Source organism: Pseudomonas sp. HMSC067G02, assembly GCF_001813485.1.
GTDB lineage: Bacteria > Pseudomonadota > Gammaproteobacteria > Pseudomonadales > Pseudomonadaceae > Pseudomonas > Pseudomonas aeruginosa.
In genome coordinates this window covers 285,399-302,761 of record NZ_KV812729.1, presented here as the reverse complement: position 1 = coordinate 302,761, position 17,363 = coordinate 285,399, and the positions used below count along the sequence as shown (strand labels likewise).

General features: G+C 63.5%; 9 protein-coding genes, 1 tRNA gene and 1 pseudogene. All 11 read left to right on the top strand.

The features are described 5' to 3' along the window. The first annotated feature begins 59 nt into the window (after positions 1-59). The 11 genes and pseudogenes from dnaG (at position 60) to HMPREF2914_RS30225 (ending at position 17,352) form a co-directional block, all read left to right on the top strand. On the top strand, positions 60-2,054 hold the full coding sequence (dnaG, locus tag HMPREF2914_RS30275; RefSeq protein WP_003121834.1) for a DNA primase: 1,995 nt from the start codon (positions 60-62) through the stop codon (positions 2,052-2,054). A gap of 79 nt (positions 2,055-2,133) precedes the next feature. Then, a complete protein-coding gene (gene rpoD, locus HMPREF2914_RS30270) occupies positions 2,134-3,987 on the top strand; it encodes an RNA polymerase sigma factor RpoD (protein ID WP_003085035.1) in 1,854 nt (617 codons plus the stop codon). A 106-nt stretch (positions 3,988-4,093) separates the two neighbouring features. Further along, positions 4,094-7,831 (top strand): bifunctional diguanylate cyclase/phosphodiesterase, encoded by a 3,738-nt coding sequence (locus tag HMPREF2914_RS30265; protein WP_023092351.1) that lies wholly within the window; start codon positions 4,094-4,096, stop codon positions 7,829-7,831. A 1,080-nt stretch (positions 7,832-8,911) separates the two neighbouring features. Further along, positions 8,912-10,597, top strand: a complete 1,686-nt coding sequence (ltrA, locus tag HMPREF2914_RS30260; protein WP_031691035.1) for a group II intron reverse transcriptase/maturase — start codon at positions 8,912-8,914, stop codon at positions 10,595-10,597. 97 nt (positions 10,598-10,694) lie between these two features. Then, a tRNA-Ile gene (locus tag HMPREF2914_RS30255) sits at positions 10,695-10,771 on the top strand. Positions 10,772-10,899: 128 nt separating this feature from the next. Further along, positions 10,900-11,061 carry a hypothetical protein gene (locus HMPREF2914_RS30250; protein WP_015502271.1) on the top strand — a complete coding sequence of 54 codons (162 nt, stop codon included), beginning with the start codon at positions 10,900-10,902 and terminating at the stop codon, positions 11,059-11,061. 261 nt (positions 11,062-11,322) lie between these two features. Continuing rightward, positions 11,323-12,444, top strand: a complete 1,122-nt coding sequence (locus HMPREF2914_RS30245; RefSeq protein ID WP_003137352.1) for a Fic family protein — start codon at positions 11,323-11,325, stop codon at positions 12,442-12,444. Positions 12,445-12,536: 92 nt separating this feature from the next. Next, positions 12,537-12,794: pseudogene (locus HMPREF2914_RS30240) on the top strand (nuclease-related domain-containing protein); the annotation flags it as partial. Positions 12,795-13,438: 644 nt separating this feature from the next. Further along, positions 13,439-16,210, top strand: coding sequence for an ImpA family metalloprotease (gene impA, locus HMPREF2914_RS30235; RefSeq protein ID WP_023980261.1), 2,772 nt, complete (start codon positions 13,439-13,441; stop codon positions 16,208-16,210). 190 nt (positions 16,211-16,400) lie between these two features. Next, positions 16,401-17,015 (top strand): DMP19 family protein, encoded by a 615-nt coding sequence (locus HMPREF2914_RS30230; RefSeq protein WP_023092348.1) that lies wholly within the window; start codon positions 16,401-16,403, stop codon positions 17,013-17,015. After that, positions 17,005-17,352, top strand: coding sequence for an SMI1/KNR4 family protein (locus HMPREF2914_RS30225; RefSeq protein ID WP_003084996.1), 348 nt, complete (start codon positions 17,005-17,007; stop codon positions 17,350-17,352). Before HMPREF2914_RS30230 ends, HMPREF2914_RS30225 begins: the two co-directional genes overlap by 11 nt. Positions 17,353-17,363: the final 11 nt, after the last annotated feature.

Sequence of the window (17,363 nt, the reverse complement as noted above, 5' to 3'; positions counted from 1 at the left end):
CCGGCGATAATTGCTATGCTGCCGCTCTGCGCCCACGCGCCGTCGTTTTCGAGAACACCATGGCCGGCCTGATTCCGCAAAGCTTCATCGATGACCTGCTGAACCGCACCGACATCGTCGAGGTGGTGAGTTCGCGCATCCAGCTGAAGAAAACCGGCAAGAACTACAGCGCCTGCTGCCCGTTCCACAAGGAAAAGACTCCCTCGTTCACCGTCAGCCCGGACAAGCAGTTCTACTACTGCTTCGGCTGCGGCGCCGGCGGCAACGCGCTCGGCTTCGTCATGGACCACGACCAGCTGGAGTTCCCCCAGGCGGTCGAGGAACTGGCCAAGCGCGCCGGCATGGACGTGCCGCGCGAGGAACGCGGCGGACGCGGGCACACGCCGCGCCAGCCGACCGACTCGCCGCTCTACCCGCTGCTCAGCGCCGCCGCCGAGTTCTACAAGCAGGCGCTGAAAAGCCACCCGGCGCGCAAGGCCGCGGTGAACTACCTGAAGGGCCGCGGCCTGACCGGCGAGATCGCCCGCGACTTCGGCCTCGGTTTCGCCCCGCCCGGCTGGGACAACCTGCTCAAGCACCTGGGTGGCGACAACCTGCAACTCAAGGCCATGCTCGACGCCGGCCTGCTGGTGGAGAACAGCGACACCGGCAAGCGCTACGACCGCTTCCGCGATCGCGTGATGTTCCCGATCCGCGACAGCCGCGGGCGGATCATCGCCTTCGGCGGCCGGGTGCTCGGCGACGACAAGCCGAAGTACCTGAACTCCCCGGAGACTCCGGTCTTCCACAAGGGCCAGGAACTCTACGGACTCTACGAAGCCCGGCAGAAGAATCGCGACCTCGACGAGATCATGGTGGTCGAGGGCTACATGGATGTCATCGCCCTGGCCCAGCAAGGCATCCGCAACGCGGTGGCGACCCTCGGCACGGCGACCAGCGAGGAACACATCAAGCGCCTGTTCCGCCTGGTACCGAGCATCCTGTTCTGTTTCGACGGCGACCAGGCCGGCCGCAAGGCGGCCTGGCGCGCCCTGGAGTCGGTGCTGCCGAACCTGCAGGACGGCAAGCGCGTGCGCTTCCTGTTCCTCCCCGAGGGGGAGGACCCGGACAGCCTGGTACGCGCCGAGGGCGAGGATGCCTTCCGCGCACGCATCACCCAGCAGGCCCAGCCGCTGGCGGAGTACTTCTTCCAGCAACTGATGCTCGAGGCCGACCCCGCCACCCTGGAAGGCAAGGCCCACCTGGCGACCCTCGCCGCGCCGCTGCTGGAGAAGATTCCCGGGAACAACCTGCGCCTGCTGATGCGGCAACGTCTGTCGGAAATCACCGGCCTGTCCGGCGAAAACATCGGACAACTGGCGCACCACAGCCCGCCACCGTCGTCCATGGACCACGGAGCGAGCGGCGTCTTGGACGGCGACGACTATTTCGCCGCCAGCGCCTACTACGAGAACGAGCCCTCCCATGCGCCGTTCGACGCTGCGCCAGGCTATGGCGAGGCGCAACCGCGCAAGAGCTGGAACAAGGACAAGAAGCCCTGGGACGGCAAGAAGTGGGATGGCAAGAAGAAGTGGGACAAAGGCGGCCGCGGCGACTTCAAGGCTCCGCAACGAACGCCGGTCAGCGTGGAGTCCACCACCCTCAACGCCCTGCGCACCTTGCTGCATCATCCGCAGTTGGCCTTGAAGGTCGACGATGCGGGCACCCTCGCCAGGGAGCAGGATACCTACGCCCAGTTGCTGGTGTCCCTGCTGGAAGCCCTGCAGAAGAACCCGCGGCAGAGCTCGATGCAACTCATCGCGCGCTGGCACGGCACGCCCCAGGGCCGCCTGCTGCAGGCCCTGGGCGAGAAGGAGTGGCTGATCGTCCAGGAGAACCTTGAAAAGCAGTTCTTCGACACCATTACTAAACTCTCCGAGAGCCAGCGTTTCGGCGAGCGGGAGGAGCGTTTACGCAGCGTCATGCAGAAGAGCTACAGTGAACTGACCGATGAAGAGAAAGCCTTGCTCAGAGAGCACTACAGTGTTGCCGCTTCATCGCCTTCCCAGAGCTGAACTGGCGCCTCAGCCCAGGCATCAGGTATAATCCTCTGCTTATTTTTTGCCCGCCAAGACCTTCAGTGGATAGGGTGTTATGTCCGGAAAAGCGCAACAGCAATCTCGTCTGAAAGAGTTGATCGCCCGAGGCCGTGAGCAGGGATACCTGACTTACGCGGAGGTCAACGACCACCTGCCGGAGGATATTTCCGATCCGGAACAGGTGGAAGACATCATCCGCATGATCAACGACATGGGGATCAACGTATTCGAGACAGCCCCGGATGCGGATGCCCTGTTGCTGGCCGAGGCGGATACCGACGAAGCCGCAGCGGAAGAAGCCGCAGCGGCCCTGGCCGCGGTGGAAAGCGACATCGGTCGCACCACCGACCCGGTGCGCATGTACATGCGTGAAATGGGTACCGTGGAACTGCTGACCCGCGAAGGCGAGATCGAAATCGCCAAGCGCATCGAGGAAGGCATCCGCGAAGTGATGAGCGCCATCGCCCAGTTCCCGGGCACGGTGGACAGCATCCTGGCCGACTACAATCGCATCGTCGCCGAAGGCGGTCGCCTCTCCGACGTCCTCAGCGGCTATATCGATCCCGATGACGGCAGCCTGCCCGCCGAAGAGGTGGAGCCGGTCAACCTGAAGGACGATTCCGCCGACTCGAAAGAGAAGGACGACGAGGAAGAAGAAAGCGACGACAGCAGCGACAGCGACGACGAAGGCGACGGCGGTCCGGATCCGGAAGAAGCCCGCCTGCGTTTCACCGCGGTCTCCGAGCAGCTCGACAAGGCCAAGAAGGCCCTGAAGAAGCACGGTCGCGGCAGCAAGCAGGCCACCGCCGAACTCACCGGCCTGGCCGAGCTGTTCATGCCGATCAAGCTGGTGCCCAAGCAGTTCGACGCCCTGGTCGCCCGCGTGCGCTCCGCCCTGGAAGGCGTGCGCGCCCAGGAACGCGCCATCATGCAACTCTGCGTGCGTGACGCGCGCATGCCGCGTGCCGACTTCCTGCGCCTGTTCCCGAACCACGAGACCGACGAGAAGTGGGTCGACAGCGTCCTGAAGAGCAAGCCGAAGTACGCCGAGGCCATCGAGCGCCTGCGCGACGACATCCTGCGCAACCAGCAGAAGCTGGCGGCCCTGGAAAGCGAGGTCGAGCTGACCGTCGCCGAGATCAAGGAAATCAACCGCGCGATGTCGATCGGCGAAGCCAAGGCTCGCCGGGCGAAGAAGGAAATGGTCGAGGCCAACCTGCGCCTGGTGATTTCCATCGCCAAGAAGTACACCAACCGCGGCCTGCAATTCCTCGACCTGATCCAGGAAGGCAACATCGGCCTGATGAAGGCGGTGGACAAGTTCGAATACCGTCGTGGCTACAAATTCTCTACCTACGCCACCTGGTGGATTCGCCAGGCGATCACCCGTTCGATCGCCGACCAGGCACGCACCATCCGCATCCCGGTGCACATGATCGAGACGATCAACAAGCTCAACCGCATCTCCCGCCAGATGCTCCAGGAAATGGGTCGCGAGCCCACCCCGGAAGAGCTTGGCGAGCGCATGGACATGCCTGAGGACAAGATCCGCAAGGTACTGAAGATCGCCAAAGAGCCGATCTCCATGGAAACCCCGATCGGTGACGACGAAGATTCGCACCTGGGCGATTTCATCGAGGACTCCACCATGCAGTCGCCGATCGAGATGGCGACCAGCGAGAGCCTCAAGGAATCCACCCGCGAAGTCCTCGCCGGCCTCACTGCCCGGGAAGCCAAGGTGCTGCGCATGCGCTTCGGCATCGACATGAACACCGACCACACCCTCGAGGAAGTCGGCAAGCAGTTCGATGTGACCCGCGAGCGGATCCGCCAGATCGAAGCCAAGGCGTTGCGCAAGCTGCGCCATCCGTCGCGAAGCGAGCACCTGCGCTCCTTCCTCGACGAGTGACGAACGAACCCCCGGCCTGAAAAACCGGGGGTTTTTCTTTGCCGCTTGCCCCGCCGCCCGGCGTCTACACTTCCGCTTATATTCCCGTCCACCGCGAGACCGCCTCATGCAGCGTCTGCAGGCCGTGCTTCTCCTGTGTCTGGCCTGCTGCTGGCCGGGGCTGGCCGGCGCCCTCACGCTCACGCCCGAGGAACGGGCCTGGCTGGCCGAGCACCCGAGCATCCGCCTGGGCGTGGACACCTCCTGGCCGCCATTCGAGTTCCGCGACGAACAGGGCCGCTACCAGGGACTCGCCGCCGGCTACGTCAGCCTGCTGCAGGAACGCCTGGGCGTCAGCCTGACGCCTGTCGAACCGAAGACCTGGACGCAGGTCCTGGAGCAGGCCAAGGACGGTCGGCTGGACCTGCTGCCCGGCATCATGGCTACCCCGGAGCGCCAGGAGTACCTGAGCTTCACCCGGCCCTACCTGGACTTCCCGATCATCATCCTGGCACGCAAGAACGGCCCGATGCCGAAGCGCATCGACGAGCTCTACGGACTCAAGGTCGCGGTGGTCGACCACTATGCTCCTCACGAACTGCTGATCGCCCAGCATCCCGACCTCACCCTGCTGCCGCTGCCTTCGGTAGCGGCAGCCCTGCAGGCGCTGGCCACCGACCAGGCCGACGCCTTCGTCGGCGACTTCGCCTCCAGCGTATGGAACCTCCGCCAGCTCAAGCTCAACGGCCTGGAGATCAGCGGCGAGACGCCATACCGCTACCAACTGGCGATGGCCGTGCCGCGCGGACAACCGATCCTCGCCGGGATCGTCGACAAGGTCCTCGCCGACCTCAGCGCCGAGGAGATCGAGCGACTCCAGGCCCCCTGGGTCGGCGGCCTGCTCGACCGACGTCCGGCCTGGCGCGAGATGGCGACCTACGGCCTTCCCATCGTCCTGCTGATCCTGGTCTCGGTCGCCATACTGCTGGCCATGAACCGCCGCCTGCGCCGCGAGGTGAGTCGCCGGCGGCAATTGGAGCGCGAACTGCGCGACAGCGAACAGCACTACCGGGGACTGGTGGAAAGCCTGAATGCCATCGCCTGGGAAATGCGCCTCGAGGAGAACCGCTTCACCTACGTCTCGCCCCACGCCGAACGCCTGCTCGGCTATCCTCTCGGCGAATGGCTGCAGCCGGGCTTCTGGCAGCGGACCCTGCACCCCATGGACGCCGAGTACGCCATCCACTACTGCATGAGCGAAAGCCAGGCCGGACGCGACCACAGCTTCGACTACCGGATGCTCGCCGCCGACGGCCGGGTAGTCTGGATTCGCGATCTGGTCACCCCGATCGCGCAAGGCCGGGACCTGCTCCTGCGCGGTCTGATGATCGACATCACCGAGGCCAAGCTCACCGAGCAGGCCATGCGCCTGTCCGAACAGAAGTTCGCTTCGGTGTTCCACCACTGTCCGGACATGGTGGTACTGGCCAATGGCGCCGACGGCCGCTTCCTCGCGGTGAACAACACCTTCGAGCAGCAGATCGGCATCGCCGCCGACGACGCCATCGGCAAGACCGCCACCGAACTGGGCATCTGGGCACTCCCCGGCCTGGGCCCGCAGGTCCTGGAAAAGCTCGGCCACGGCAACCTGACCAACCTCGAGGTGCCCCTGCGGCGCCGCAATGGCAGTACCTTCAGCGCGCTGCTCAGCGCCCAGCACGTGGCCCTCGACCAGACACCGGCGCTGGTGGTGGTGATCCGCGACATCACCCACCTGGTGGAGACCCAGGAACTGCTGCGGATCTCCGAGGAGAAGTTCGCCAACGCCTTCCATGCCTACCCCGACGGTCTGCTGATCAGCCGCCTCGAAGACGGCACGCTGATCGACGTGAACGAAGGCTTCACCCGTCTCACCGGCTACCGCCGCGACGAGGTCATCTCCCGCTCCACGCTCGAACTCGGCCTGTGGGTCGACACCGAGGACCGCAAGCGCCTGATCTCGCTGGTACGCCACCACACCCTGACCCAGGGCTTCACCGCCCCTGTACGGGACCGCAACGGTGGCATCCGCCAGTGCGAGATGTCCGCCCACCGGATCAGCATCGATGGCGAGGACTGCGTGCTGACCATCGCCCGCGATATCACCGAGCGCCAGCTCATGCAGGAGAAGCTGCAGCAGGCCGCCACCGTCTTCGAAAGCACCGCCGAAGGCGTGATGATCACCGATACCCGCCAACGCATCACCGCGGTCAACCGCGCCTTCAGCGAGATCACCGGCTACAGCGAGCAGGAGGCGCTGGGACGCTCGCCCAGCCTGCTCTCCTCCGGACAACACGACTCCAGCTTCTACCTCGCCATGTGGAACCAGCTGGAGCGCGACGGGCACTGGCAGGGCGAGATCTGGAACCGACGCAAGACCGGCGAGCTGTACCCCGAATGGCTGACCATCAGCGCGGTACACAATCCGCAGGGCGAGATCACCCACTTCGTCGGCGTCTTCGCCGATATCTCCACCCTCAAGTACGCCCAGGCCCGGCTCGACTACCAGGCCCACCACGATCCGCTCACCGGCCTGCCCAATCGCCTGCTGTTCGAGAGCCGGCTCAATCACGCCCTCGACGAGGCCCGCGAAGAGAGCCGTCCCGGCGCCGTGCTGTTCATCGACCTGGACCGCTTCAAGCACATCAACGACAGCCTCGGCCATCCCATCGGCGACCTGCTGCTCAAGGCCATCGCCGAACGCCTGCGCGACCAGTTGCGCGACGTCGATACCGTGGCCCGCCTGGGGGGCGACGAATTCATCATCCTGCTCCCAGGCCTGCACCAGGAAAGCGACGCCGAGCACGTCGCGCGCAAGCTGCTGAATGCCTTCACCGCGCCGTTCCAGGCCGACGGTCATGAATTCTTCGTCAGCGCCAGCGTCGGCATCGCCCTGTTCCCCAAGGACGGCGACGACGCCCCGACCCTGGTGAAGAACGCCGACGCCGCCATGTACCGCGCCAAGTCGCGGGGCCGCAGCCGCATCGAGTACTACACCCGCGAACTGACCTACCTGGCCACCGAGCGCATGGCGCTGGAAACCGAACTGCGCCGCGCCCTCGAGCGCGACGAGTTGCAGCTCTACTACCAACCCAAGCTGAGCCTGGAGAGCGGCTTGCTGGTCGGCGCCGAGGCACTGGTGCGCTGGTACCATCCGCTGTTCGGGGAAATTTCCCCGGAGCGCTTCATCCCCCTCGCCGAGGATTGCGGCCTGATCCTGCCCCTCGGCGACTGGGTGCTGGAACACGCCTGCCAGCAGATGGGCGAATGGCAAAAGCTGCACGCGCCGTTCGGCCCGCTGTCGGTCAACCTCGCCGGCGCCCAGCTCGGCCAGCCGCAACTGATCGAACGCCTCGAGCAACTGCTGGAGCAGTCCGGCCTGGAACCGTCGCGGCTGCAACTGGAAATCACCGAGAGCTTCATCATGAACCAGACCGAGGAGGCCCTCGCCGTCCTCCACGGCCTCAAGCGCCTCGGCGTACAGCTGGCGATCGACGACTTCGGCACCGGCTACTCCTCGCTCAGCTACCTCAAGCGCCTGCCGCTGGACATCCTGAAGATCGACAAGTCGTTCATCCGCGGCCTCCCCGACGATCCCCACGATGCCGCCATCACCCGCGCCATCATCGCCCTCGGCCGCAGCATGCAGCTCACGGTGATCGCCGAAGGCGTGGAAACCGAAGGCCAGCAGAGCTTCCTCACCCACGAAGGCTGCGAGCAGATCCAGGGCTTCGTCCTCAGCCCGCCGCTGCCCGCCGAGCTGTTCGCCAGCAAATTCCTCAAACCGCGCCAGCCGATTGGCGCTCCCCGAGAAGCGCCGGTATAATCCGCCGACCTGTGCGACACGCGTGGCGTGTCTCCGTCTCCAAGCTGTAGGGTCAGCTTGGGGGATTTCCGCAAGGAAATCGAACGCTTGGGTATCCATCCCCGGGAACCAAAACTCGCCCAGAAGTCTTTTGCCTTCAAGGACTTGCCGCAGCGGCGGTGGCAATAAAAACCCAAGGTCGTTGAGCTCTCGGCAGCACGACCGCAGGACCAGAACACCGGTCTTGGAGCGCATCCTAAAACCAACCCCTGCGGGAGAGTCGATCCCCGCTGGGGTCACCTCCTGCGTAATTTGAAACAGGAGGTAATAAATCAGGAACTGGCGGCCAGCAGGTCGTCCCTGTTCTCCCTTCCCCAAAGGAGACATGAGCGAAAGCTCTGTCTGTCATTGTCCAACCACTGCTTGTATGGAGTGGCAGCGGACTCGTTGTGCGACCAACGGTAGCCTAGGGAAACGTGCGTTGCTGGTAACGGCAGGGTGCGAAGCTTTCCCGACAACGTAGCCCCCGCGAGGGTGCGAATTCACCGTGAGGTGAACCGCAGAGGGTCGGAGTAGCACCGACCCAAGGCGCTAGGCTGACTGGTACGGGCAACCTAGGTGAACTGCTGATAAACACCGTAAGGATTGACGAGCCAAAGCTGCTGACAGGCTCGAACCAAAAGGTACGTGGTCGGTTATCTCCGTAGGTCGTGGAGATACGTCGCCTTCAGACCACCGGTGAAAAGGCAGGTCCTAACCCAGTCGTGTGACAGTCAGGGAACGTGGTAAGCCCGTATCGCCGCCCTCGGGGCAGGGGAGCCGTAAGGCGAACTGTTGGCGGTGCGGGTATGGGATCGCAGAGAAAGCGAACGCCAGGCTGTAATCGTCTGGATAGGGGTTGGAACATCACCCCACGGGAAACCGGGCAGACTTCTGCGTGGTCTTTCGTCGCAAGAACTCTGATTGAACCTGTCTCAATGAACCCAGGGCTCAGCAACATCGAGCCCACACAAACCAACCTTGGCGGGGTGCGCGCATCCCGTCAGGGACCGGCGTGCGCCTTCCGCTCGGGTGGACTAACCATCATGAGAGGAAAGCAGCATGAAAGAACTCAGCCCATCGGCCGGGTCTGCGCTTTCCGGCGCTCCGCAGCAGTGGCACGACATCGACTGGTGTCGGGTCCAGCGGAATGTCCGGGGAATGCAGGTACGGATTGCGAAGGCTTGTCGGGAAGGCAAATGGCGCAGGGTGAAGGCCCTACAACGGATGCTGACCCGCTCGACGTCGGCCAGGTACCTGGCTGTACGGAGAGTCACTGAAAACCAGGGCAAGCGCACGGCGGGAGTCGACCGCGTGCTCTGGGATACGCCTGACACCAAGTGGAAAGCGGCACAAGGGTTGAAAAGGCGCGGGTACCAACCTCGGCCTCTACGGCGAGTGTCCATCCCGAAGTCGAACGGAAAGGAGCGCCCCCTGGGTATCCCGACCATGACTGACAGGGCAATGCAGGCACTCTACCTGCTCGCTCTGTCGCCCATTGCAGAAACCACCGGCGATCCGAACAGCTATGGCTTCAGGATCGAGCGATCCACGGCGGATGCAATGTCCCAGTTGTTCGTTTGCCTATCCGGAAAGGCTTCGGCCCAATGGATACTGGAGGCGGACATACAAGGGTGTTTTGACCACATCAATCATGACTGGCTACTGAACCATGTCCCCACGGACAAGGTGATCCTCCGGAAATGGTTGAAGGCCGGCGTGATCCACAAAGGCCAGCTCCAGGCAACGGATGCTGGAACACCTCAAGGCGGAATCATCTCGCCTACTTTGGCAAACATGGTGCTCGATGGCCTGGAATCACAGCTCAAGCGACACCTGGGCGTGACAAGGGCGAAGAAGCTGAAACTCAATGTGGTGCGCTATGCGGACGACTTCGTCATCACCGGTGTCTCTCCCGAGGTACTGGAGAAAGAAGTCAAACCCTGGGTAGAGCAGTTCCTGGCGGTACGCGGGCTGCAGCTCTCTCTGGAGAAAACGCGGATCGCCCACATAGATCAGGGCTTCGACTTCCTCGGTTGGAACTTCCGCAAGTACAACGGGAAGCTTCTGATCAAACCCAGCCAGAAGAACGCGAAAGCGTTCTACGGCAAGGTGAAGGAGGTCATCGAAACCAGCAGGACGGCAAGGCAAGAGGACTTGATCCGAACGCTGAATCCGATTCTGCGCGGCTGGGCGCTGTATCACCAGCCAGTGGTTGCCAAGCAAACGTTCAGCCGCATGGACAACAGAGTGTTTCTCAAGCTCTGGCGTTGGGCGAAACGGCGGCACCCGAACAAGTCACTGGATTGGATCAGGAGGCGATATTTCCGGATTCACGGGGACAAGACTTGGGTGTTCGCTACCACGGTGCTGGAAAGCAACGGTAAGAAACGGGAGGTCGCGCTGTACTCGCTGGCGAGCACGCCGATTGAGCGACATAGGAAGGTGAGTGGGGAATACAACCCCTACGATCCAGCCATGGAAGCAATAGGTGAAAAACTGCGAACGGAACGGATGTTGAAAAAGCTGAAGTACCGAACTCAGATCAGAAACCTATACCTCTCCCAGAAGGGGCTCTGCTCGCTCTGCAACCAACCGATAACCAGGGAAACCGGGTGGCACGACCACCACATCCTCTATCGCTCACAAGGCGGTGGAGACTCCCTGGAGAACCGGGTACTATTGCACCCCGCTTGCCACCAGCAACTCCATGCTCGTGGTCTGACAGTAAGCAAGCCGGCCCGTTAGGGGGCTTTGAAAGGCTTGAGCCGTATGCGTTGAAAGGCGCACGTACGGTTCTTAGGGGGGGATGGGCCAGCAATGGCCCATCCCCACCCGACTCTGGGGGCCTATAGCTCAGTCGGTTAGAGCAGAGGACTCATAATCCTTTGGTCCACGGTTCGAGTCCGTGTGGGCCCACCACCTTCAAAGCCGCGCACTGCGCGGCTTTGCGCTTTCTGGGATAGTGGCCTCATAAACGGCTCCATGGCCAAAAGGTACAAGATCGGTACAGTACTGGTTAGCCAGTCTGCCTTTGGAGTCCTTATCTGATGGCAACAATCGTCCCCCTTCCCGTGGTCCGCAAAACGGACTGGCCGACCAACGAAAAAACCTTCCGCACCAAGCGCGACGCCGAAGACTGGGCACGCCGCACCGAAGACGAGATGGTACGCGGCGTGTACATCCAGCACAGCGGCTCCGAGCGCATGTGACCTGCCCCCATTTTGTAGCCCGAGAGCTACATGTCCCTGCATCAAATTTTATCGATGCCCAAGGGGTACGGCCGACCTCTGTCCACAAGGTTTCTGAAGTGCTGAAACAGGCGCTTTAGCTGACTCAGTCACCCTGAACAGGCATGCTCATCAAGCTATCAACCCAGCTTGAGAATTAGACAGTGAGCCGAATAGCTGGCATTATCGGCTCACAGAATGAGCCGAATAGGCTCTCTAATCGGCTCAAGATGAACATCCCTTATGAACGACCCACTCTGGATCTGGCAGCAGCCCGACTGGCCGCAGTTCAACTGGCAAGCCGAAGCGCTTGCACCACTGCTGCGCTCCTGTAGCCAGGCTCAGGGTCGTTTGTTAGGAATGCTCGGTGCCGTGGGGAGTGACACCGAAGTGCAGAGCAGCCTGGATGCCATGCTGCAGAACATCGTCACCTCTTCAGCCATTGAGGGAGAGCAACTGAATGTCGGTTCGGTGCGCTCATCACTGGCACGGCGACTGGGATTGCACGAAGAAGGTCGAACCACCTCTCGCTCCGAAGGCCTGGCGGAACTGCTGCTCGATGCCACCCACGCACATCAAGAGCCGCTAGACGAACAGCGACTGTTCACCTGGCACAGTTGGTTATTCCCCACCGATGACCAACTTCTGGCTCGACCACTACACATCGGCGCACTGCGCGGCGAAGAGCCCATGCAGGTAGTTTCGGGTCGGATAGACCGCCCTACCGTATATTTCGAAGCCCCTCCCCGCGCAGGGTTGGAAGCGCAACTGGCGGACTTTCTCGCCTGGTTCGAAAGCAGCCGCAGCGATGCCAGCCTCGACCCCTTTCTGCGCGCCGGTATCGCACATTTCTGGTTCGTGACCCTGCATCCCTTCGACGACGGCAACGGTCGCCTCACCCGCGCTATCACCGATCTGGCATTGGCTCAGGGCGAGCAGCAAGCCATTCGCTTCTACGCCATGTCTGCGAGCATCCTCGACGACCGCGCCGGCTATTACCGCATCCTAGAAGCCAGTCAGAAAGGCGGGCTGGATATCACCAAGTGGCTGCAGTGGTTTCTCGAAACCTTGCTCAAGAGCCTGGAGCAAGCCCTTGCCCGTATAGACCGCGTGCTGGTCAAGGCGCGCTTCTGGCAGGCACATCGCAGCCAAACGCTATCGGCGGAGCAGATCAAAGTGCTTAACCGCCTGCTCGATGGCGGCGAAAGGGGGTTCGAGGACGGCATCAGTGCGGCGCAATACCAAGCTGTGGCCAAGGTTTCCAAAGCCACCGCGACCCGCCACCTGAGCGACCTGCTGGAAAAGGGCTGCATCGAGCGACTGCCCGGCGGAGGGCGTAGCACCCGTTACCAGATAGCACGCTGAGCGCCTGCACCTGGCTCATCAGCCCTTGATGCGTCATCGCGCCATAGGACAATGGTCGCCTCTCCATTAAGCAGCTCGGCTCAAGGAATAAAGTGGATTACAGCCCGATAGTCGCCCAGGTCTGGGGCATGCTGACCTGGTTTATCCCGGCAGCCCTGCTGATCGGCCTGCTCAAATCGCCTTGGGCCAAGGGGCAGATCGGTGAACTGCTGGTGCGCCTGTTCGCCCATTGGCAGCTGGACAGGCAAACCTACCGCCGCCTGCACAACGTCACCCTGAACACGCCGGACGGCACGACACAGATCGACCACGTATTTTTCTCACCCTACGGCATCTTCGTGCTGGAAACGGCAGGTTTCCAGCACCTGCCGATAGGTCTCTACCGTTGCACCGGCGAGCCGTGCTGCAGGTCACAGGCTTTGGTGTGAATCGCCCCCACTGCGCGATCAATTGCAGGGTGTCGGCGGCAGCAGCGCAAGTTTCGGCGAAGGCGAACTGGCGCTGGCGGAGCGGAATCCGATGGACGTGGCGCTCTGCTCGCCGCCTGAGCGTGGGAAGGCACTTATCAGGCACTTCCGAAGGCACTACCGGACGATATCGATTCCATCGCCAACGCGGTAACTTCGAAGCACTTAAACCTTCATGAAACTGCAACTTCCAACTCGATCGACAGCTCTGGAAATACATCCTCGGTATTTTCCAAGACCCTAACCAAAGTCTGGATCGTTTCGTCACAGGAAACGCTGGAGCGCCTATTCCAGAGCGCTTCGAACAATCGGTAAAAATAAAATCCAAATAATCAGACGCAGTTCAAAACAACCAGAACAGATAGTTTTTCCGCCTTTCCCAACATGCTCCTCTCGCCTTGACTCGTTCGATGCAGCGGATCGCCCATGCGTATTTCCGGCATTGTCCGAGGCCCATTCCCTGTTCGACGCGATACCCGGCGCACCCATAACAATATGCCGCCCTCCACGGGCCGATAGCGCCAGTTGTGAGCTTGTCCACCACTGCATTTCCCTCACTGCAAGGAGAGAACATGAGTCGCTCACCCATCCCTCGCCACCGAGCGTTGCTGGCCGGTTTCTGCCTGGCTGGCGCGCTGTCCGCCCAGGCGGCCACCCAGGAAGAAATCCTCGATGCGGCACTGGTCAGCGGGGATTCCTCGCAACTGACCGACAGCCACCTGGTCGCCCTCCGCCTGCAGCAGCAGGTCGAGCGCATCCGCCAGACCCGCACGCAGTTGCTCGACGGTCTCTACCAGAACCTCAGCCAAGCCTATGATCCTGGCGCCGCCAGCATGTGGGTCCTGCCGGCCAACCCGGACAATACCCTGCCCTTCCTCATCGGCGACAAGGGCCGCGTGCTCGCCAGCCTGAGCCTGGAGGCCGGCGGCCGCGGGCTGGCCTATGGCACCAACGTGCTCACCCAACTGAGCGGGGCCAATGCCGCCCACGCGCCGCTGCTGAAGCGGGCGGTGCAGTGGCTGGTGAACGGCGACCCGGGCGCGGCCACTGCGAAGGACTTCAAGGTCAGCGTGGTCGGGGTGGACAAGACCGCCACCCTCAACGGCCTGAAGAGCGCCGGCCTGCAACCGGCGGACGCCGCCTGCAACGCGCTGACCGACGCCAGTTGCGCCAGCACCAGCAAATTGCTGGTACTGGGCAACGGCGCCAGCGCCGCTAGCCTGAGCGCCACGGTGCGCGCACGGCTACAGGCCGGGCTGCCGATCCTCTTCGTGCACACCAATGGCTGGAACCAGAGCAGCACCGGCCAGCAGATCCTCGCCGGCCTGGGCCTGCAGGAAGGCCCCTACGGCGGCAACTACTGGGACAAGGACACGGTGCCATCCAGCCGCACCCGGACGCGTTCGGTCGAGTTGGGCGGCGCCTATGGCCAGGACCCGGCGCTGGTGCAGCAGATCGTCGACGGTAGCTGGCGCACGGACTACGACTGGTCGAAATGCACCTCCTACGTCGGTCGCACCACCTGCGACGACGTGCCGGGACTGAGCGACTTCAGCAAGCGCGTCGATGTATTGAAAGGCGCCCTCGACGCCTACAACCAGAAGGCGCAGAACCTCTTCGCCCTGCCCGGCACCACCTCGCTGCGGCTCTGGCTGCTGTGGGCCGACGCGGTGCGGCAGAACATCCGCTACCCGATGGACAAGGCCGCCGACACGGCGCGCTTCCAGGAAACCTTCGTCGCCGACGCCATCGTCGGCTACGTGCGCGAAGCCGGCGCGGCGCAGAAGGAACTGGGCAGCTACGCCGGCCAGCGCCAACAGTCGATGCCGGTATCGGGCTCGGAGGAAACCCTGACCCTCACCTTGCCGTCGGCCCAGGGCTTCACCGCCATCGGCCGCATGGCGGCGCCGGGCAAGCGCCTGAGCATTCGCATCGAAGACGCTGGCCAGGCCAGCCTGGCGGTCGGCCTGAACACCCAGCGCATCGGCTCGACGCGGCTGTGGAATACCCGCCAGTATGACCGCCCGCGCTTCCTCAAGAGCCCGGACATCAAGCTCCAGGCAAACCAGTCGGTGGCGCTGGTATCGCCCTACGGCGGCCTGTTGCAACTGGTCTACAGCGGCGCCACGCCGGGTCAGACGGTAACCGTCAAGGTAACCGGCGCGGCCAGCCAGCCGTTCCTCGACATCCAGCCGGGCGAGGACAGCAGCCAGGCGATTGCCGACTTCATCCAGGCGCTGGACGCCGACAAGGCCGACTGGCTGGAGATCCGCAGCGGCTCGGTGGAGGTCCACGCCAAGGTGGAGAAGGTCCGTGGCTCGATCGACAAGGACTATGGCGGCGACGTCCAGCGCTTCATCCGTGAGTTGAACGAGGTGTTCATCGACGACGCCTACACCCTGGCCGGCTTCACCATTCCCAACCAGGCGAAGACTCCGGCAATCCAGCAGGAATGCGCGGTGCGCGGCTGGGACTGCGACAGCGAGACCCTGCACAAGCTGCCCGGCACCCAGCACATCAACGTCGACCAGTACGCCCAGTGCGGCGGCGGTTGCAGCGGCAACCCCTACGACCAGACCTGGGGCCTGAACCCGCGTGGCTGGGGCGAAAGCCATGAGCTGGGCCACAACCTGCAAGTGAATCGACTGAAGGTCTACGGCGGGCGCTCGGGCGAAATCTCCAACCAGATATTCCCGTTGCACAAGGACTGGCGCGTGCTCCGCGAGTTCGGGCAGAACCTCGACGATACGCGGGTCAACTACCGCAACGCCTACAACCTGATCGTCGCCGGACGCGCCGAGGCCGATCCGCTGGCAGGCGTATACAAGCGCCTGTGGGAAGACCCGGGCACCTACGCGCTGAACGGCGAGCGGATGGCCTTCTATACCCAATGGGTGCATTACTGGGCCGACCTGAAGAGCGATCCGCTGCAAGGCTGGGACATCTGGACCCTGCTCTACCTGCACCAGCGCCAGGTGGACAAGGCCGACTGGGACGCCAACAAGGCCGCTCTCGGCTACGGCACCTACGCCCAGCGCCCGGGCAACAGCGGCGACGCCAGCAGCACCGACGGCAACGACAACCTGCTGATCGGCCTGTCCTGGCTGACCCAGCGCGACCAGCGGCCAACCTTCGCGCTATGGGGCATCCGTACCTCGGCAGCGGCCCAGGCGCAGGTGGCGGCCTACGGTTTCGCCGAGCAGCCGGCGTTCTTCTATGCCAACAACCGGACCAACGAATACAGCACGGTGAAGCTTCTGGACATGAGCCAGGGGTCGCCGGCGTGGCCGTTTCCGTGAGTCGTAGCTGAGGGGGCTGGCGCGGGGTGATGCTTCTCGCTCCGCGCCGGTCCTCATGCCCCTCTCCCCGACGGGAGAGAGGGTCGGCCATGCCAGCGGGCAATGCCGTGCCAGGCTGGCAAGCAAAACTGTCGTTCAAGCTGAACGATCCTGCGCAATAATGAGCCCCTTCCACCAGCAAGGACCGCTCATGACCGACCGCCTTCCCTGCCGCGCCTGCGGCCATCTCATTCTCCCGACCACGGCGGCGAGGAACGACGGACTGTGCATGCCCTGCAAGGGCGGCTACCGGCAGAACATCGAGGATGGCAAGCGTTTCCACACGGAGCGACGGCGCTACCTGACGAGTCCGCAGGCGCTGTACTGGAGCGCGCTGGTGAATCGCGTCTACGATGGCCGCGAGAGATTCGCCGGGCTGTCGCCGGCCGAACGGAGCTACTACGCAGTGAGCGTGCTCAGCGGCGAAGTGCACAACGGCGGCTTCGACCAGTACTTCGGCAACTCCTCCGGCGACCAGTACCAGGCGGCGCGCGCGGGTCTTCGCGAGTTGGAGGCGGAGGACGCCCTGGCCCTGCTGGAGCGAGCCGCCGCCCTGCTGTTCGGCGACGGTCCGGTGCCAGTCTCCCAGGCCGAACGCCAGTTGCGCATGCCGACCTGGGCCGATGAACCCGACCGCGACTGCGAAGCGGCCCTGGATGCGCTGGACACGCGCTTCTACGCCCTGGCCGACGCGCTGGGCGAACGCCTGCTGGCCCATGCCCGCCACCATGCATTGTTTGCCCTGGACGAGCCCGATGAAGCCTGAATTGGATGCCCTAGAGGCCTGGCTCGGACAACCGCTGCCGGCTGCCTTCGTCGCCGCTCTGGAGCAGCACGGCGGCCGCCTCGTCGAGCCGGACCTGCTGCTCTACGCCGCCGACGAGTTGCTGGAACGCAACCGGGCCTTCGAAACCTCTCTCTACTGCCCCGGTTACCTGGCCATAGGCGACGACAGCGGCGGCCGCGCCGTGGTGATGGCCCTGGACGACCATTGGCAGGCGCTGTTCCTGGTCGACCATGGCGCGATGACCCCGGACTGCTTCGAACCCCTGGCACCCAGCCTGGAGGCCTGGCTGGAAGCCGGGCCCTGCCTGCCCGAATGACGGAGAAACGC

What these genes read in the sequence shown, in the direction of transcription:
- HMPREF2914_RS30225 (WP_003084996.1), top strand. Translation starts at nt 17,005, where the DNA reads ATGAAGCCTGAATTGGATGCCCTAGAGGCCTGGCTCGGACAACCGCTG.
- ltrA (WP_031691035.1), top strand. Translation starts at nt 8,912, where the DNA reads ATGAAAGAACTCAGCCCATCGGCCGGGTCTGCGCTTTCCGGCGCTCCG.
- HMPREF2914_RS30265 (WP_023092351.1), top strand. Translation starts at nt 4,094, where the DNA reads ATGCAGCGTCTGCAGGCCGTGCTTCTCCTGTGTCTGGCCTGCTGCTGG.
- HMPREF2914_RS30245 (WP_003137352.1), top strand. Translation starts at nt 11,323, where the DNA reads ATGAACGACCCACTCTGGATCTGGCAGCAGCCCGACTGGCCGCAGTTC.
- HMPREF2914_RS30250 (WP_015502271.1), top strand. Translation starts at nt 10,900, where the DNA reads ATGGCAACAATCGTCCCCCTTCCCGTGGTCCGCAAAACGGACTGGCCG.
- rpoD (WP_003085035.1), top strand. Translation starts at nt 2,134, where the DNA reads ATGTCCGGAAAAGCGCAACAGCAATCTCGTCTGAAAGAGTTGATCGCC.
- dnaG (WP_003121834.1), top strand. Translation starts at nt 60, where the DNA reads ATGGCCGGCCTGATTCCGCAAAGCTTCATCGATGACCTGCTGAACCGC.
- HMPREF2914_RS30230 (WP_023092348.1), top strand. Translation starts at nt 16,401, where the DNA reads ATGACCGACCGCCTTCCCTGCCGCGCCTGCGGCCATCTCATTCTCCCG.